This is a genomic window from Mesorhizobium sp. M0052 (assembly GCF_040323255.1).
In the GTDB taxonomy this organism is placed as follows: domain Bacteria; phylum Pseudomonadota; class Alphaproteobacteria; order Rhizobiales; family Rhizobiaceae; genus Mesorhizobium.
In genome coordinates this window covers 222,916-240,331 of sequence record NZ_JAMYUS010000010.1, presented here as the reverse complement: position 1 = coordinate 240,331, position 17,416 = coordinate 222,916, and the positions used below count along the sequence as shown (strand labels likewise).

Genomic DNA, 17,416 nt, shown 5'->3' with positions numbered 1-17,416 from the left:
CCTCGGGGGGCGGGGGCGGGGTGTGGCACCCCCCCGCCGTTTTTGGGGGGGGGTGGGGGGGGGGGGGGTATCCGGCGCGGGGGTTGTTGATCGCCCGGGCCGGGGGCGACCCCGACCATCCAGCGAACTTCGGCCGGCTCTGCTCCAAGGGCTCGGCCCTGGCCGAAACCATCGACCTCGACGGCAGGCTGCTCTACCCCGAAATCCACGGTCGCCGTGCCGGCTGGGACGAGGCGCTCGACCGCGTCGCTTCGACCTTTTCGCAAACCATCGCCGAGCACGGTCCTGACTCCGTCGCCTTCTATGTCTCCGGCCAGTTGCTGACCGAAGACTACTATGTCGCCAACAAGCTGATGAAGGGCTTCATCGGCTCGGCCAACATCGACACCAATTCGCGGCTATGCATGGCCTCCTCGGTTGCCGGCCACCGCCGCGCCTTCGGCTCCGACACCGTGCCCGGCACCTACGAGGATCTCGAGCTCGCCGACCTGATCGTGCTGGTCGGCTCCAATCTCGCCTGGTGCCATCCCGTGCTCTTCCAGCGCATCGCGGCGGCCCGGGAAAAACGACCGGAGATGAAGGTCGTGCTGGTCGACCCGCGCCGCACCATGACCGCTGATATCGCCGACATTCACCTGGCGATCGCGCCGGATGGCGACGTTGCTTTGTTCACTGGTCTGCTCGCCTGGCTCGGCCAGCACAACGCACTCGACCGCGGCTATGTGACCGCACACACGACCGGCTTCGGCCAAGCTCTCTTCGCCGCATCGGCGCTCGACCTTGCCGGCATTGCCGCCGCCACCGGCCTGAGCGAGGACGAGCTCACCCGCTTCTACAACCTGTTCGCCGCGACTGCGAAAACCGTCACTGTCTACAGCCAGGGAGTGAACCAGTCGTCTTCGGGCACCGACAAGGTCAACGCCATCATCAACTGCCATCTCGCCACCGGCCGCATCGGCAAACCTGGGGCAGGACCGTTTTCAGTGACCGGCCAGCCCAACGCCATGGGCGGCCGCGAGGTCGGCGGCATGGCCAATATGCTGGCCGCCCATATGGAGATCGAAAACCCCGAGCACCGTGACCGCGTGCAGCGTTTCTGGAATGCGCCGGCCGTCGCCCCAAAGCCCGGTCTGAAGGCGGTCGAGATGTTTCAGGCGATCGCCGCCGGCCGCATCAAGGCATTGTGGATCATGGCCACCAACCCGGTCGACTCGATGCCGGATGCCGATGCCGTCGAGGCGGCGATCAAGGCCTGCCCGTTTGTCGTGGTTTCGGATGTGCTGGCGAGCACGGACACCGTGCGTCACGCCCATGTGCGGCTACCCGCCGCCGCCTGGGGCGAGAAGGACGGCACCGTGACCAATTCAGAGCGCCGCATCTCGCGCCAGCGCAGCTTTCTTGCGGTGCCCGGCGAGGCGCGGCCGGATTGGCAGATCATTGCCGAGGTGGGCAAGCGGATGGGGTTTGGCGAGGCGTTTGCGCATGTGACGCCGGCGGAGGTTTTCGCCGAACACGCCGCGCTGTCGGGTTTCGAGAATGACGGCGCGCGGGATTTCGATATCGGCGCTTATGGTGCGATCGATGCCGACGCCTATGAAGAATTGGCTCCGTTCCAGTGGCCGGCGCCGAGCACAGCCACCCCCCTCTGGCCTGCCGGCCATCTCCCCCGCAAGGGGGGAGATCAGCCGTCGCCTCGGCCTTCGCCAATTACCAACGATGCAGAAGATATGCCGGCGTCAAAGCTGCCAATCTCCCCCCTTGCGGGGGAGATGTCCGGCAGGACAGAGGGGGGTGTTCAAGCGGGACTTGACCCTTCCAGCACCCGCTTCTTCGCCAACGGCAATTTCTACAATCCCGACCGCAAGGCCCGCTTCATCGCCATTCGTCCCATCGTCGAGACACGCACCAGCCCGGACTATCCGCTGATCCTCAACACCGGCCGTGTTCGCGACCATTGGCACACGATGACCCGCACTGGGAAAAGCCCACGTCTCTCCCAGCACATGGCCGAGCCCTTCGTCGAGATCCACCCCGCGGATGCCACGCATCACGGCATTGGCGACGCCGACATCGTGCGCGTCTCCAGCCCGCGCGGCGATGTGCTGGTGCGCGCGCTGGTGACGGCACGCCAGCGCCAGGGCAGCGTGTTTGCGCCGATGCACTGGACTGACCAGTTTTCGGCAAAAGGCCGGCTCGACACGCTGACCGCGCCTCTGACCGATCCGGTTTCCGGTCAGCCTGCGCTGAAACATGTCGGCGCCCGCATCGAGAAGTTCGCCGCGAGAGCCTTCGGCTTCGCCGTGGTGCGCCGCAAGCCGGTGGCGGTCGCAGCAGATTACTGGGCCGTGGCCAAATGCAAGGGCGGCTGGCGGGTGGAGCTTGCCTTTGCTGACGACGACATCGACTGGGCTGGTTTTGCTGGTTCGCTTTTCGATGTTCCCGTAGCCGATACGCTCGCTTATCACGACCGCGATACCGGCCAGCATCGTATTGCTGCCTTCGACGACCAGCACCTCGCCGGGGCTTTGTTTATCGCGTCGGGACCGGTGGCGGTTTCGCGGGGTTGGGCGGCACAGCAACTCCAGGAGGTTCACACCAGCCAACGCGAACGCTTCAGGATCGTCGCCGGTCGCGCCGGCGCCGATCGGCCCGATGCGGGCGCGACCGTCTGCTCCTGTTTCAGCGTCGGGGTCAACCAGATCGCGGCGGCAGTGGCAGCCGGGTGCGCGACAGTCGAAGCCATAGGCGGCGCCCTGAAGGCCGGCACCAATTGCGGCTCCTGCCGGTCCGAGATCCGGGCGGTCATCCAGGCCAATCGGGTTCAGGCTGCGGAGTAGATGCGGCTGGATGGGGAGGGGATCTGACTATATCCTCTTGGGCCACCACGGTCATCGATTGCGGAAGGTGTGGCGGTCCTTTTCGGGTCGCTGTGAGCGCGCCGGCAGGAGGATCACCTGGCTTGGCTGTCTAATCCAGCCGGTCGCGCAGGATGCTCCAGGGGAGCAGCATATTCGGTGCATAGCGCACGAGGTTGTGCAGCGGGATCGGCGCTGGCGGTGCGAAGGGGAGCGGCAGAAATCGGGCGTCCGTTCCGCTCGCCCAGTCCGCCAGCACTTTGCCCATTGCCGTGGTCATGGCGATGCCGCGACCGTTGCAGGCGAAGCCGGCGATCAGGCCCGGGCCGAGGTCGATGAGACGCGGCAGGAAATCCGGCACCACCGCCGCCACGCCTGTCCAGCTGTAGGCAAGCGGCGGCAGGTCAGGCAAATCGAGATGCCTGGCGAGCCGTCGCCAAATCGTTTGCGGCATGCGCGTCTCAGCGCCGGCTCCGACGACATGCATGCCGCCGCTGATCAGCCGGTTCTGGCCATCGAAGCGGCACGTGAACAGGTTGCGCCTGGTGTCGCCAACGCCCTGGCCGCCGGGCAGCAGGCGCGCGCGTATGGCCCGCGACAGCGGCGCAGTGGCGATCTGGAAGACTTTCAGCGGGATATAGGTCCGCGCCAGTGTCCGGTTCAGTGCCCCGCCATAGGCGTTGGTGGCGATCACCACCTTGCCCGCACGCACGGCGCCGGATGCGGTCGTCAAGGTCCAGCCATCCGCAGCGCGGTCGATGGAAGCGACGCGCGTCTGCTCGAAGATCCGCGCGCCGGCTTTTTCGGCGGCATCGGCCAGGCCGCGCGCATACTCGACCGGATTGAGGACGCCGCCCGAGTTATCCATCCAACCGCCGGCGTAGCCGCCGATACCGGTGAGCGTCGTGACCGCCTTGGCATCGAGCGTTACGGTCGGCCTGCCCCGCGCCGCCCATTGCTCGGCGCGCGATCGCGTCTTTTCCAGCGCGGCGGACGAATGCGCCGGCTGGATCCAACCATTCTGCACAGCGTCGCATTCGATGCCATGCCGCTTGATCAGGCCGAAGACCAGGTCAGCGCTTCCCGCGGCGAAATCGATCAGCCTCCCGCCGCGCTCGGGTCCGAGTTCGGTGATGATGTCGTCTGGATCCCGCTTGGCAAAGTTCGGAACGACGAAGCCGGCATTCCGGCCGGTCGCACCACAGGCAATGAATTCGGCTTCGAGGACCGCGACCGAAAGCCCCTTCTCGGCGGCATGCAATGCCGTCGACAGGCCGGAAAAGCCGCCGCCAACGATTGCGAGATCGACGTCGAGCCCGCCTTGCAGCGTGCCCCGGTCGCGGCGGTTGCGGCTGACGGCATGCCAGAGTGAAACGCCATGCACGTCTTGCCGGATCATGGCATTCATGGTCCGGCCTCGTTCTCGCTGGCCGCCGCCTTTGTCTGTTTGCCGGGCTTCGGCCGGCGCGGCCGGTCGCCGAACAATCCGTTCGGCCGGATCAGCAGGATGACGCAGAGCATGACGCCGATGGCGACGATCTGCAGCGAGGCCGCGCGTGCTTGCTGCTCGGGCGCAAACAGCACGCTGGTCAGCGTGCCCGACCCCGCCCATATCGCCCAGACCAGGATGCTGCCGGCAATGGCGCCGGCATTGCTGCCCGAGCCGCCGACGATCAGCATCACCCAGACCTGGAAGGTCAGGATCGGCAGATAGTTATCGGGCGCGATGAAGCCGGTGAAATGCGCCTGCAAAGCGCCGGCCAGCGCCATGATGGCGCCGCCGACGGCAAAGGCCTGGACGCGGTAGAAGCGCGCGCTCTTGCCCAGCGAAATCGCCGCTCGCTCGTCCTCGCGCAGCGCCTTGAGCACGCGGCCCCAGGGGCTGCGCGACAGGTGCTCCAGAGCGAGATAGGCGATCAGCGTCACAGCCGAAACGACGGCGAGGTTCGACACGTTGAACAACAGCGGCGTTTCGGCAAGGCCGCCGAACGGGCGCGGGATGAAACCGATGCCGAACGGGCCGCCCGTGAGTTTTTGCGCGTTGAGCGCGACCAGCTGCACGACGACGGCGACGCCGAAGGTGGTGATCGCCAGGTAGTCTGATCGCAGACGCAGCGTGGCCATGCCGGTAATTGCTGCGGCGATACCGCCGACGATCATGGCGCCCGCCCAGCCGGCCAGGATCGGCAGACCGAAGCCGCCGAAGCGCGCGGCATCGTCCGGGGTCGTGAGCAGCGCCGATGTATAGGCGCCGATGGCGACGAAACCGGCAAGACCGACATTGAAAAGGCCAGTCAGCCCCCACTGCAGATTGAGCCCCAGTGTGACCAGCGAAAAGATCAGTGCGGTGGTCAGGAAGAAGGCGCCGTAGCCGAGCAGGTCCATCAGCGTTCCCTCACACCAAACAGGCCGATCGGCCGCACGAACAGCACCGCCATCAGGATGATGAAGGAGATTGCGGCGCGCCATTCGGCGCCGATCAGCTGCACCGCACCGGCTTCGGCAAGGCCAATGATCAGGCCGCCGAGCACGGCGCCCGGTATGCTGCCGATGCCGCCCAGGATGGCGGCGGCGAACATCGGTAGCAGCATGTCGAAGCCCATGAACGGGCGGATCTGCACCAGAATGCCGATCATCACGCCGGCCACACAGGCCAGCGCCCCGCCGATGATCCAGGTGACGCGCACCACGGAGGCAACATCGATGCCGACGATGCGGGCCAGGGCCGCATTCTGGCTCAGCGCCTGCATGGAGCGGCCGGTCTGCGTGCGTGTCATCAACAGATGCACGCCGAGCACCAGCACTGCGGTCAGCAGCAGCAGCGCGATCTGATCGGGCGTGATGCGGATGCCGAAGCCGACCGGCATGGCGATCTGGATCGCCCGGCTGAAATAGGTCGGGCGTGAGCTGAAGGTGAATTCGAGCAGGCTGCGCAGCGCCATCGAGGCGCCGAAGCTCGCCATCACCACGATGATGGCTTGCCCCTGCGAGCGCAGCCGCGAAAACAGCACCTTGTCGAGCAACAGCGCCAGCAGGGCGGTGAAAGTCATGCCGACAACCAGCGCAACCAGCAGCGACCAGCCGAAGGACAGCGGTCCAATGGGCTCCACCTTGCCGAACATCGCGCCGATGGTGCTGACGACGGCGAGCGTCGCATAGGTGCCCCAGGCCATGAAGTCGCCATGGGAGAAGTTCGAGAAGCGCAGGATCGAATAGGTGAGCGTCACGCCAATGGCGCCGAGGCCGATCATCGAACCGGTCAGCAACCCATCGACGACAAATTGCAGGCTCATGCCGCGCCTCCCTTGCCGGCGTGAGGGCGTTGGCCGAGATAGAGTTCGGCGACGACAGGATCGTTCCACAATTCGGACGCCACACCCTCGTGCCGGTCCTTGCCTTCGACCAGCACATAGGCGCGGTCGCCGATGGCCAGCGCTGCCTTGGCGTTCTGTTCGACCAGCAGGATGGTGACGCCGGACCTGCGGATGCCGGCCAGCATCTCGAACACCATCGATACGAATTTCGGCGAGAGGCCGGCCGATGGCTCGTCGAGCAGCAGCACCTTGGGATGGACGATCAGCGCACGTGCGACGGCGAGCATCTGCCGCTGTCCGCCCGACAGATTGCCGGCGGCGGTGCGGCGCTGGCGGACGAGGTCGGGGAAGGCCGCATACATTTCCTCGATGCGGGCAGGGATTTCGCGTCGCTCGAGGATGCCGCAGGCGACCTTCAGATTGTCCTCGACCGACATCAGCGGGAAGATGTTCTCCGTCTGCGGTACGAAGGCCAGGCCGAGCCGAACCATGGTGTGCGCGGGAGCGGCGGTGATGTCCTTGCCGTCCAGAAATACGGTGCCGCCGGTGATCGGGACAAGGCCGGCGATCGCCTTGATGAAGCTCGACTTGCCGGCGCCGTTGGGGCCGAGCACGACGACGATCTCCCCCTTGCCGACGGTGATCGAGGCGCCGCGCACAATCGGCACGCCGGGCTCATAGCCGGCCTCGAGATTGCGGACGTTGAGGACAGTTTCGCTCATGCCGCACCTCCGAGATAGGCCTCGATGACGCGCGGGTCGCGGGCGACCTCTTCCGCCGTGCCTTCGCTGAGCAACTGGCCGCTCGCCATGACGAGGACGCGATGGCAGAGCCGCGTCACCATGTCGATATTGTGCTCGATCAGCAGAAAGGTGATGCCGTGCGCGTTGATGTCGCGGATGCGGTCGATGATGATCTCGAGCAGCGTCGCGTTGACGCCGGCGGCCGGTTCGTCGAGCAGGATGATCGCCGGATCGGCCATCATGACGCGGGCGAGTTCGAGCAGCTTGCGTTGACCGCCGGAAAGCACGCGCGCCGGTTCGTGCGCCAGCCGAGCGAGCGAGACGAGCTCGAGCAGCTCGAGTGCCTTTGCCCTGGCTGCTCTTTCCTGTGCCGCCACTCGCCACGGCGTGACGAAGTTGGCGAGCAATTTTTCGCCGGCTTGGCCCTGCGCCGCCAGCATGATGTTTTCGATCAGCGTCAGATTGGGCAGGGGGCGCGGGATCTGGAAGGTGCGGCCAAGACCACGGCCGATACGCAGATGAGCGGCTTCGCCGGAGACGCGCGTGCCATTGAGCAGGATATCGCCGCTGGTTGGCAATATGCTGCCCGCCAACAGATCGAACATCGTCGTCTTGCCGGCGCCATTCGGCCCGATCAGGCCGAGGATTTCGCCCGCTTTGACATCAAACGAGACATCGTTGACGGCGACAAGGCCGCCAAAACGCCTGACGACGTTTCGTGCCGTCAGAACTGGCGCACGGGTCTCCTGCCGTTGGCGCTCCGCTGCATCGCTCATCAAACCCTCTGGCCGAAGACGATCGTTGTCGCCTCCTGATTTTTGATTTGTGATCACACTTGCTTTGATCACGCTATTCGGCTTTAATTTCATTCGCAAGCCGAAAACGGGGCAAATGCCGGTAATGCAGAAGGCTGCCATCGACAAGAACAACGGGACGATCGCAGCCCAGCTTACGCCGGTCGGCCGCGAGACGGTGCAGGATCGCGTCTATTCCGAGTTGCGCCGTGCTCTGATCGGTGGCCTTTTCGAGCCAAACCAGGTGCTGACTATCCGCGGTCTCGCCGATGCGCTGGTCACCTCGACCATGCCGGTACGCGAAGCGCTTGGACGGCTGATCACGGAAAAGGCGCTGGAGGCGCTGCCCAACCGCTCGGTGCGCGTGCCGCCGATCACGCTGGAGCGCATCGACGACCTCCTGCGCGCCCGCTCACTCATCGAAGGCGAAGCGATCGCGCTTGCCGCCACGCGTATGAGCCCGCGCCAGATCGCTTCGATCGAAGCCATGCTGGGCGAGTGGGACGAGATGCGGGCCCTGAAGCACAAGAAGGATATCGACCGCGAAGCGACGCTCAACCAGAGCTTCCATTTTGAGATCTACCGCTGCTGCGGCTCGGCTGTGCTGATCCCGATGATCGAAAGCCTCTGGCTTCAATCGGGACCCTGCATCCGCGTCGCCATCTATGCCTTCTCCGAGGCCGGGGAGGTCGATACCGCGCACTATCACCGCGGCATTGTCGCGGCACTTGCCAAACAGGATGCGCTAGCGGCGCGCGAGGCGCTGGTAGCCGACATCAGCCGCCCCTTCGCCTTCCTGCGCGACAAACTTCAATCGGCGAAGGACTGACATGCCCAAGCCCGCCATCGGCATCACAGAACCACGCTCGAAGCTTTCCGTGACGGCGCTGCTATTGCCCGAAAAGGCGCCGGAGAATGCCGCCTTCCTGCTGGCTTATCTGGCGCAGCCACGCATCATCCCAGGCATCCATGCGATGTGGACAGGACCGGAAATCTCGTGCCCGGTTCCGTCAGCCGATCTCCACGGCCAGGCCTATGCCCAGTCTTTGCCACCGGAGAATGCAACGCTGACGCCGCAGCCCGGCGATATCGTGCTGTCCTATGTGCCGCCACGCGTGTGGGGCGGCAATCCCAATGCCATCTTCGATATCGGCCTGTACTACGGGCAGGGGGCGCGGCTGCTGTTCCCGATCGGCTGGCTGGCCGGCAGCGTGGTCGCGCAAGTGCTTGCCGGAGAGCGCGATCAGTTTGCCGCCGCCTGCGGCGTCATCCGCCGCAACGGCGCCTGTGACATCACCTTCAGCCTGGTGGAGGCCTGAATGGCCGACGACAGTTTCGAACTCTTCGATCTGCGCGTCGAAGCGGTCATCCCCGAGGGCAAGCCGGTCTATTGCGGCGCCAGGGCCGGCGACTATTTCGAACTCAAGGGCGAAATGCTGTCGCTGCCGGCGGGGCAGGGTTTTTCGATTTACTCGATCTCCGCCGTGTTGCCGCTCCTGGCGGCAAAGCAGCGCCCGACGCATGCAAATGACTGGATGACCTCGGATGCCGAGATCGCCTGTCCCGATCCCAATTGCGCCAGCCGGCTGCGGATCGTCAGGCTGGCCAAGCGGCGGTTCAGCCATGCCCAAACCACGGCTGTGCCGCTGCCGAAGGAGACCGACAAAAGATGAGCGCCAGGACCGTCGAACTCAGCCCCGGCTATACGATCTCGCGCGTCATCCGCGGCGGCTGGCAGCTGGCCGGCGGCCATGGCGCTATCGACCGCAGGCAGGCCGTGACCGACCTCATCGCCACCTTCGATGCCGGCATCTGGACCTATGATTGCGCCGACATCTACACCGGCGTCGAGGAACTGATCGGCGCCGCGCGCCTGCGGCTGGCCGGCGAGCGCGGTCTCGATGTTGCGGCCAGGATGAAGGTGCACACCAAGCTGGTGCCGGACCTCGAACGACTGGCAAGCATCAGCCGCGACTACATCAGGGGCATCGTCAATCAGTCGCTTCGCAGGCTGAAGACGGAGCGGATCGATCTTGTGCAGTTTCACTGGTGGGATTATGACCAGCCTCGTTACGTCGAGGCGATGGGTTGGCTCGACGAGCTTCGGCTGGAAGGCAAGGTGCGCAATCTCGGCACCACCAATTTCGATACGCCGAGGCTAGCCGAAATCCTCTCCGCGGGCATCCCGCTGGTCAGCCAGCAACTGCAATATTCAGTGCTCGACCAGCGGCCGGCAAACAGCCTTGCGGACCTTGCCGCTAAGAACGGTGTCCGCTTCCTCTGCTACGGCTCGGTGGCGGGCGGCTTCCTCAGCGACAAATGGCTTGGCGTGGCCGAACCCTCCACGCCGCTCGAAAACCGCTCGCTGGTCAAATACAAGCTGATCATCGACGACTTCGGCGGCTGGGAGCTGTTCCAGTCCCTGCTCAAGGCGCTGAAAGCGGTCGGCGATCGCCACGGCGTCGACATCGCCACCATCGCCTCGGCATGGGTGCTCGAGCAGCCGCAGGTCGCGGCCGTCATTGTGGGTGCGCGCAACCAGGCACATGCGCTGGCCAATACGAAAATCATGGACGTCGCGCTCGACGCCGACGATCGCGCGCGGATTGCTGCCGCCATCGCACAAGGCACCGGCCTCGCGGGCGATGTCTACGCGCTGGAGCGCGACCGTCATGGCCGCCACGGCTCGATCATGCATTACAACCTCAATGCGGGGAAGAAATGAGCGGAGAGCCTTCCCTTTTTTCGCGTGCCAGCGCTGAAATCATCGACCTGCATCGCTTCTTCGTCGACTGGTTTGTCGCCGCGCGAGCCGACGCTGTGGAGTTCGGCCGCTTCGAGGCTGTCATGGGCGAAAGCCTCACCATGGTGGCGCCGAATGGCCAGATCCTCGATCGCGACGCGGTCGTAGATCATGTCCGGACAAGCCGCGCCACTTGCGACGACGGTTTTGCCATATCGATCGAGGACATCAGGCCGGGTTGGCAGGACGCGGACACGATCGTCATCTTCTACATCGAGGCGCAACTGCGCGCCGGCAAACACAGTCGCCGGCAGTCCAGTGCGGTCTTTACCACCAGTTCATCGGCACCAAACGGCGTCGAATGGCGGCATCTGCATGAGACCTGGCTGCAGGCGCCGGAAGGCTGAACAGGCAAAAGTTCAAACAAGAAAAGGGGAACGGCAATGAAGAAGACGATACTTCAAATCACCACAGCACTGGCTCTCGTGACGATGGCCGGCGCCGCACACGCAGCGGACTGCAAGATCACCGTCGGCCTGGTCATGGAGCTCACCGGTCCGGCCGGCGAATACGGCCAGGCCGGCGCGAAGTCCGTCGAAATGGCCTTCCGCGACATCAATGAAGCCGGTGGCGTACGCGGCTGCGATCTCGCAACCGACACGCGCGACAGCCAGAGCCAGGGCAATATCGCGGTCGATGCCGCGACCCAGCTGGTACAGGTCAAGAAGGTGCCGGTGATCATCGGCGGCATCATCTCCTCGGTGTCGATCCCGATCCTGACCTCGGTCACCGGGCCGGCCAAGATCGTGCAGGTGTCGCCGGCTTCGTCCTCGCCGACGCTGACCGCCCTTGGCCGCGACGGCAAGACCAACGGCATCTTCTTCCGCACCATCACGTCGGATGCGCTGCAAGGCGTGGCCGCCGCCAAATACGCCATCGACAAGGGCTTCAAGAAACTGTCGATCATCCATGTCAACAACGACTTCGGCGTCAACATGGTGGCCGAATTCTCGCGTGCCTACAAAGCGCTCGGCGGCACCATCGTCTCCGACACGCCCTATAATGAAAAGCAGTCGAGCTATGCCTCGGAAGTGACGGCGGCGATGGGAGGCGAGCCGGACGGACTCTACCTCGTCAGCACGCCGGTCGACGGCGCAACGGTCGCCCGCACCTGGATATCGCAGGGCGGCGTGCAGAAATTCCTGCTCAATGACGGCATGAACAGCCCGGACTTCATCGAATCCGTCGGCGCCGATTATCTGAAGGATGCCTATGGTACCTCTTCCGGCACCAGCCCGACGGCATCCACCGACTATTTCCTGAAAAACTACAAGGAGTTTTCGGGCATCGAACCGTCGAACCCGGCAGCCGACCGTTCCTATGATGCCGGCGCCATTGTCGGTCTCGCCATTGCCATTGCCGGCTCCGAGGATCCAGCCAAGATCAAGGATGCCATGTACAAGGCGGTCGATCCTGCCGGCACACCGATCTATGCCGGCAAGGACGAGTTCGCCAAGGCGCTCGGCCTGATCAAGGACGGCAAGCCGATCCGCTATGAAGGCGTCATCGGTCCGGTCAGCTTCGACAAATATGGCGACATCACCGGTCCGTTCCGGCTGTGGAAGATCGTCGACGGCAAGGTGACGACCGACGGTGAAATAACAACCGACGACGTCAACGCGCTGCAGGCGAAATTGCAGTAGGCGCCGGTACATTGTCCGGCGCGATCTCCGTTCGATCTCTGGGAGATCGACGCCGGACAAGCAGTCCAACATCGGCGCTAGTTACGCGGTCAAGCGCGAAATCAGCCGGGTCAATATAACGACAGGCGGCTGGCCGGGCATGAAGACCTGCGGATTGGAGAGGGCGCCAACGATATGACCCACATAGTCTGATTTGTCGTAGCCGATTGACGATATCGGGTAGGCGTCGAAATTGGTCAGGGACACATTGTCGAAGCCATAGAGGCGGAAGCGGCTGGGCCGGTTGTCGGGGAAATCCGCCCGGCAGACATCCAGAACACCCATGGCCATCGCGTCGGACGTACAAAAGACCGCATCTGGACAGCCGCGTCCCGTCAGGCCGGCGGCTGCCGCATAGCCCGACTCGTAGGAATAGTCTCCCTGGACCGTCTGCAGCAGTTCAATTCCATGATGCCGGAACGCTCCGAGGTAGTGGCCGATGCGCAGCTGTTCGACTCGCGAGGACGAACGGCCGGTCAGCAGGCTGGCCGTGCGCGCGCGCTTGGCCGCCGCATCCGCCACGGCCTCGGCGATGCCGACGCCTTCATCGGGAATGACGGTGGGTGACTGATCGTCATGCAGTCCGTTCAGCATGATGACCAGGTCCGAGCGAAACATGCGCCGCACCGTCGCTGCATCGGCAAAGTCGGAGAACACCACGGCGGCATCGACATGATAGGCAACGCCGTTGCGCAGAAAATCCTCGACCCCTTCCGCCGAGCCGATGCGGATGAGGATGACCTGCTTGCCGATCGACTGGATCGCGTCGAGCAGCCGGTCGAACAGGTCGAGATCTGAAAGGTCGTGAATGTGGTTGACCACGACGGCAACCAGATTGACGGTCTTGGTGGTCAGGCTTTGCGCCAGGAGATTGGGTTTGTAGCCGAGCTGCGCGGCGGCCTGCACGACACGTTCGCGTTTGTCCGCCGAGACCGGTCGCGGTCCGCTCGACAGCGCACGGCTGGCCGCGGCACGCGACACGCCTGCCAGCCGCGCGACATCGGCGATCGTTGCGACGGCGCCTCGAGTGTGCGCCGATCGGTTACCGGTAGTGGGTGTCACCACAGCGGGTTGAGCGCCGGCGGGTTGGAGTCCGGCCCCCACCACTTCTTGTAGGTCGTCTCATAGGTGCCCGACTGGATGAAGTCGGACACGAACATGTCGAGCCAGCGGACGAATTCGGGATCGCCCTTGGCGACCGCGATGCCGATCGGATCGTTGGAATAGAGGCCAGGCAGCGTCACCAGGCTCGGTGTCTTGGTCGCGAGGTAATCGAGCAGCGAGGAATCCTCGATCGCCGCGTCGACGCGCTTCTGTTGCAGCTGCAGAACCCCGTCGGGCGCGAACTGGTCGACATAGACGAGCTCTGCTTCCGGCACGGCCGCCTTGAGGAAGGTTTCGCCCGTGGTGCCGCGGCCGACGACAACCTTCTTGCCGGCGAGCCCCTTGAGGTCGGTTATCCCGGCATCCTTCTGGACGATGACGCGCAGCCCGGCCCGGTTGTAGGGGATGGTGAAGTTGACGGTCTTGGCCCGCTCGAGCGTTGCCGAGGTGTTTGCGACCGCGACATCGATCTGTCCCGACACCAGCATGGAAATACGCGCATCGCCCGAGACGTCGACGAACTCGACCGGCACGCCGAGCTTTTGCGCCAGCAGCGTCGCGACATCGACATCGTAGCCGACAGGGTTGTTTTGTGCATCGCGAAAGCCGATCGGCTCGCCGCCGAGCGATACGCCGATGCGAATGGTGCCGCGTGAGCGGATGTCGTCAATCATGCCGGCAAGGGCTGGAAATGCCGAACCGGCCACGATGGCCAGCGCGGCGAAGGCACGCAGTACGGTTTTCATGGTTCCTCTCCTTATTTTCAAGTGACGCGTCTTGCCGCCCGCAATTCGGGTGCGGACATGGAATCCTTCCAGAGCCAGTAGCGGACCTCGCCCTCGCATCTGAAATTCACCACCTCGTGGTTCTGCTCGGCGTCGACGGCGTGGATGACCACTCCGGCCAGGAAGCCGGTGTCGAGTTCAGCCAGTTCCTCGACCGCCAGCGCGACCGCATCCGACAAGGATCGGCCAAGCTTCATGGCCAGCACGACGGTCCGTGCGGTGGCGCAGCGCATCGTCATCTCGCCGGTATGGGTGCACGCCGCCGCGCCATAGCGGCTGTCGGCGTAAAAGCCTGCGCCGGGAATGGGAGAATCGCCGAGCCGGCCCGGATATTTCCACGCCCAGCCCGAGGTCGAAGTCGCGGCATGGATGCCGCGCCGCGCATCCGCCGACAGGAAGACGGTGGTGTCGCGGACGCGCTCGGGATCGGTTATAGTACGGCTGAGCGGCGCCAGATCGATATTGGGGAATTTCGCCAGCTGTTGCGGTGTGAGTTCCTGTTGCAGCCGCTCCCACCAGACGCGCCTGGAGTCCTCGAACAAGACTTTGTCTTCGGCAAAGCCGATTTCGCTGGCAAAGCGCTGCGCCCCTTCGCCGGTCAGTATCACATGCGGCAGGCGCTTCATCACCTGGTGCGCCAGGGCAGCGACCGCCAAGGTCCTTGGCACAGCGCCGACTGAACCGACCTCTCTTGTATTGCCATCCATGACGCCGGCGTCGAACTCCATCTCGCCCAGCATGTTCGGCCAGCCGCCATAGCCGACGCTTCGAACCTTGACCTCTTTCTCCACCATGCCGATGCCGGCAACCATCGCGTCCAGGCTGACGGCGCCATCGCGCAGCATTTGCACCGAGGTTTCGAATCCCGGCCATGCTTCGTTGTTGGCTAACAGCAGCATTCCTAGTCCTTGCGCATCTTGGAGAGAAACTGCGCAACCCGCGGCTGCGCCCGGCCGCCGTCCGCGGCGAAGAAACGATCCGTTGGCAGATCGACCACCAGCCTGCCCTTGTCGAGGAAGACGATGCGGTTGGAAATCTCGCGCGCGAATTCGATCTCGTGGGTGACGAACAGCATCGTCGTGCCTTGCGCGGCGAGCTTTGCCAGGATGGCCAGCACCTCGGAAGTCATTTCCGGGTCGAGCGCGCTGGTCACTTCATCGAGCAGCAGATAGCGCGGCTGCATGGCGAGCGCCCGGCAGATGCCGACACGCTGGCGCTGCCCGCCCGACAACTGCGCGGGGTAGGCGTTGGCCCGATCGGCGAGGCCGACGGACTCGAGCAGCTTGCGCGCCAGCGCCTCGGCCTCAGGGCGCGGCATCTTCAGCACCTCGATCGGGGCGAGCGTAATGTTCTGAAGCGCGCTCATATGCGGATAGAGGTTGAACAGCTGGAAGACGGTGCCTGAGCGCTTGCGCGCCTCGGCCAGCTCCTTCGGCTTGCTGACATCGAAATCGTCGACCGTGATGCGGCCCGACTTCAGCTTTTCGAGGCCGTTGATGCAACGGATCAGTGTCGACTTGCCGGACCCCGACGACCCGAGGATCGAGACCACTTCGCCGGGCGCGATCGTCAGGTCGACGCCGTCCAGCACAGTGACCTCGCCGAACGCTTTGTGCACGTTTTCGATCTTGAGCATGTTAAAGCCCCCGCCAGGCGCTGTGCGCCCGCAGGCGGTTTTCAAGACGCTCGCCAAGCAGGGCGACCAGCTTTGCCGCGCCATAGTAGAGCAGCCCGACGACGGTCCAGACCACGAACGGCTTCAAGGTTCGCATGTTGAGGATGTGGCCAATCTTGGTCAGGTCGACGACGCCGATGACAGAAATCAGCGACGTCACCTGAAGCTGGTTGACCAGCAGCGCGACGAGCGGGCCGACCGCGAAGGCGGCAGCCTGGGGTGAAACGATATGGCGCAGGACCTGCCACCGGGTCAGGCCGAAGACACGCGCGGCCTCGACCTGCTCGCGTTCGATCGACTCGATCGCCGAGACCGCGATGACATAGACGAATGCCGCGGTGTTCGCCGACAGAGTGATGGTCGCTGCGGTGACCGGCGTCACCCTTATATGCAACAGCGCCGGCAGGCCGAAGAACACCAGGAACAGCTGCACCAACACCGGCGAGTTCTTCAACAGCTCCGACAGGAAGGTGACGATCTGGGCCAGAACCGGCACACGGTAGAACCGCACCAGCGCCCAGCTCAGGCCAATCAGCAGTCCGATCAGAGAGGTGACGAGAAACAGCGCGATATTGGTGCCGAGACCTTGCGCCAGCAGGATCAGGTCGTAGGAGGTGAAGTCGCTGAACCGCATCAGCCGACCGCCTCCATCATGTCCCGATTGAGATGGCGGTGGAGCAGGGTGACGCCCAGCGAAACCAGATAAGTCAGGGCCGCATAGGCACAGAGCAGCACCACATAGACCTCGAAGGGCCGATAGGTCTGCGAGACCACGATCTGGGCTGAGCCGGTGAGCTCGTTGAGCGTGATGGTCGAGAGGATCGAGGACGTAAGGATCATGTTGATGAGCACGGATCCGAGCGGTCGCACGGAGGTGCGCAGCGCAATCGGCAGCACGATGCGGGTAAAGATCTTGCGCCTGGACAGGCCGCTCACTTCAGCGGCGTCGATGATGCCCTGGTCGATGGCGAGGATGCCGGCTCGAATGATGTCGGAGGCATAGGCGCCGCCGGCAATGGAAAGCGCCACGACGCCGGTGGTGAAGGCGTCGATGTAAATGCCGAGCTCGGGCAGGCCGTAATAGAAGAAGAACAGCTGGACGATGAACGGCACATTGCGGAAGAGATCGACGTAGACGAAGGCGATCCGTCGAAGCAGTGCCGAGGCGGAGGTGCGTGCGATCGCCACCAACGCGCCCATGACGACGCTTCCCACCAGCGACAGCGCGCAAGCCGCCGCCGTAAGTTCGGCGCCGCGCGCCAGAAAACCCAGATGCGGGAGCAGAATGGACAGATCGAAATGCACCGGCGGTCCCCAGTGAAACCGGTTTCACTCTTTTGGCTTTCGCCTCGTCTGTCAAGATGCAGGGTCTGGTTGCTGGCCTGTGGCTTGCATTCGTTGCGATGATTCCGGTTCGCCTCATGCGCGCTATGTCTCAAGCGCCGGCAATTCGCCGCCGGCTTTCAGCTCGAGGACGCCGCCTATGCCAGCCGCGCGTCGCCGCAATCCCTCGGCCATGGCGGCTGGGGGCGGCGCCCTCGATTTTGCCGATCCCGGCGCCGGTGTCGGATTCGGCTACGTCACCAACCGCATGCTGGGTTTCGACGACGTCGATCCACGCCGCAAGGTGTTGATTGATGCCGTTTACGACGCGCTCTGAC

General features: G+C 64.3%; 19 protein-coding genes. 8 read left to right on the top strand and 11 right to left on the bottom strand.

Annotated elements, in window-relative coordinates; all coding sequences use genetic code 11:
• Positions 1 to 83 precede the first annotated feature (83 nt).
• Positions 84 to 2,837, top strand: coding sequence for a molybdopterin-dependent oxidoreductase (locus NKJ77_RS16335; RefSeq protein WP_352535455.1), 2,754 nt, complete (start codon positions 84 to 86; stop codon positions 2,835 to 2,837).
• A gap of 130 nt (positions 2,838 to 2,967) precedes the next feature.
• On the opposite strand, the gene NKJ77_RS16330 is transcribed toward NKJ77_RS16335, so the two are convergent.
• Genes NKJ77_RS16330 through NKJ77_RS16310 form a run of 5 tightly spaced genes read right to left on the bottom strand, consistent with a single transcriptional unit; the run spans position 2,968 to position 7,688 of the window.
• Positions 2,968 to 4,263: an NAD(P)/FAD-dependent oxidoreductase gene (locus tag NKJ77_RS16330; RefSeq protein WP_023686956.1), complete on the bottom strand. Its 1,296-nt coding sequence runs from the start codon at positions 4,261 to 4,263 to the stop codon at positions 2,968 to 2,970.
• The gene (locus tag NKJ77_RS16325; RefSeq protein ID WP_023686957.1) at positions 4,260 to 5,243 is read right to left on the bottom strand and encodes a branched-chain amino acid ABC transporter permease; all 984 of its coding nucleotides are present in this window, start codon (positions 5,241 to 5,243) and stop codon (positions 4,260 to 4,262) included. Before NKJ77_RS16325 ends, NKJ77_RS16330 begins: the two co-directional genes overlap by 4 nt.
• A complete protein-coding gene (locus NKJ77_RS16320) occupies positions 5,240 to 6,148 on the bottom strand; it encodes a branched-chain amino acid ABC transporter permease (protein WP_023682690.1) in 909 nt (302 codons plus the stop codon). The genes NKJ77_RS16325 and NKJ77_RS16320 overlap by 4 nt, the downstream gene beginning before the upstream one ends.
• Positions 6,145 to 6,891 (bottom strand): ABC transporter ATP-binding protein, encoded by a 747-nt coding sequence (locus tag NKJ77_RS16315; RefSeq protein WP_023686958.1) that lies wholly within the window; start codon positions 6,889 to 6,891, stop codon positions 6,145 to 6,147. The genes NKJ77_RS16320 and NKJ77_RS16315 overlap by 4 nt, the downstream gene beginning before the upstream one ends.
• Entirely contained in the window at positions 6,888 to 7,688 is an 801-nt protein-coding gene (locus NKJ77_RS16310) for an ABC transporter ATP-binding protein (protein WP_023686959.1), read from the bottom strand. Before NKJ77_RS16310 ends, NKJ77_RS16315 begins: the two co-directional genes overlap by 4 nt.
• A 124-nt stretch (positions 7,689 to 7,812) precedes the next feature.
• Here NKJ77_RS16310 and NKJ77_RS16305 point away from each other — a divergent pair, with 124 nt between their 5' ends.
• Genes NKJ77_RS16305 through NKJ77_RS16280 form a run of 6 tightly spaced genes read left to right on the top strand, consistent with a single transcriptional unit; the run spans position 7,813 to position 12,152 of the window.
• A complete protein-coding gene (locus tag NKJ77_RS16305; protein ID WP_023682687.1) occupies positions 7,813 to 8,535 on the top strand; it encodes a GntR family transcriptional regulator in 723 nt (240 codons plus the stop codon).
• A gap of 1 nt (position 8,536) precedes the next feature.
• Positions 8,537 to 9,025: a DUF3830 family protein gene (locus NKJ77_RS16300; protein ID WP_023667857.1), complete on the top strand. Its 489-nt coding sequence runs from the start codon at positions 8,537 to 8,539 to the stop codon at positions 9,023 to 9,025.
• Positions 9,026 to 9,379 (top strand): TIGR04076 family protein, encoded by a 354-nt coding sequence (locus tag NKJ77_RS16295; RefSeq protein ID WP_023682686.1) that lies wholly within the window; start codon positions 9,026 to 9,028, stop codon positions 9,377 to 9,379. It abuts the gene before it with no gap.
• A complete protein-coding gene (locus tag NKJ77_RS16290) occupies positions 9,376 to 10,431 on the top strand; it encodes an aldo/keto reductase (RefSeq protein WP_023682685.1) in 1,056 nt (351 codons plus the stop codon). Before NKJ77_RS16295 ends, NKJ77_RS16290 begins: the two co-directional genes overlap by 4 nt.
• A complete protein-coding gene (locus NKJ77_RS16285; RefSeq protein WP_023818578.1) occupies positions 10,428 to 10,856 on the top strand; it encodes a DUF4440 domain-containing protein in 429 nt (142 codons plus the stop codon). The genes NKJ77_RS16290 and NKJ77_RS16285 overlap by 4 nt, the downstream gene beginning before the upstream one ends.
• 36 nt (positions 10,857 to 10,892) lie before the next feature.
• Positions 10,893 to 12,152: an ABC transporter substrate-binding protein gene (locus tag NKJ77_RS16280; RefSeq protein ID WP_352535454.1), complete on the top strand. Its 1,260-nt coding sequence runs from the start codon at positions 10,893 to 10,895 to the stop codon at positions 12,150 to 12,152.
• A gap of 81 nt (positions 12,153 to 12,233) precedes the next feature.
• Here NKJ77_RS16280 and NKJ77_RS16275 read toward each other — a convergent pair whose 3' ends face one another.
• Genes NKJ77_RS16275 through NKJ77_RS16250 form a run of 6 tightly spaced genes read right to left on the bottom strand, consistent with a single transcriptional unit; the run spans position 12,234 to position 17,060 of the window.
• Positions 12,234 to 13,256 (bottom strand): LacI family DNA-binding transcriptional regulator, encoded by a 1,023-nt coding sequence (locus tag NKJ77_RS16275; protein WP_023804426.1) that lies wholly within the window; start codon positions 13,254 to 13,256, stop codon positions 12,234 to 12,236.
• Entirely contained in the window at positions 13,250 to 14,041 is a 792-nt protein-coding gene (locus NKJ77_RS16270) for a transporter substrate-binding domain-containing protein (RefSeq protein WP_023695228.1), read from the bottom strand. The genes NKJ77_RS16275 and NKJ77_RS16270 overlap by 7 nt, the downstream gene beginning before the upstream one ends.
• A 17-nt stretch (positions 14,042 to 14,058) precedes the next feature.
• Complete coding sequence (locus NKJ77_RS16265; protein WP_023807550.1) at positions 14,059 to 14,979, bottom strand: isoaspartyl peptidase/L-asparaginase; 921 nt, start codon at positions 14,977 to 14,979, stop codon at positions 14,059 to 14,061.
• A 2-nt stretch (positions 14,980 to 14,981) separates the two neighbouring features.
• On the bottom strand, positions 14,982 to 15,716 hold the full coding sequence (locus NKJ77_RS16260; RefSeq protein WP_023699816.1) for an amino acid ABC transporter ATP-binding protein: 735 nt from the start codon (positions 15,714 to 15,716) through the stop codon (positions 14,982 to 14,984).
• Position 15,717: 1 nt separating this feature from the next.
• Positions 15,718 to 16,389, bottom strand: a complete 672-nt coding sequence (locus NKJ77_RS16255; protein ID WP_023818577.1) for an amino acid ABC transporter permease — start codon at positions 16,387 to 16,389, stop codon at positions 15,718 to 15,720.
• The gene (locus tag NKJ77_RS16250) at positions 16,389 to 17,060 is read right to left on the bottom strand and encodes an amino acid ABC transporter permease (RefSeq protein ID WP_023695231.1); all 672 of its coding nucleotides are present in this window, start codon (positions 17,058 to 17,060) and stop codon (positions 16,389 to 16,391) included. Before NKJ77_RS16250 ends, NKJ77_RS16255 begins: the two co-directional genes overlap by 1 nt.
• A 178-nt stretch (positions 17,061 to 17,238) precedes the next feature.
• Here NKJ77_RS16250 and NKJ77_RS16245 point away from each other — a divergent pair, with 178 nt between their 5' ends.
• On the top strand, positions 17,239 to 17,415 hold the full coding sequence (locus NKJ77_RS16245; RefSeq protein ID WP_023692240.1) for a hypothetical protein: 177 nt from the start codon (positions 17,239 to 17,241) through the stop codon (positions 17,413 to 17,415).
• Position 17,416 lies beyond the last annotated feature (1 nt).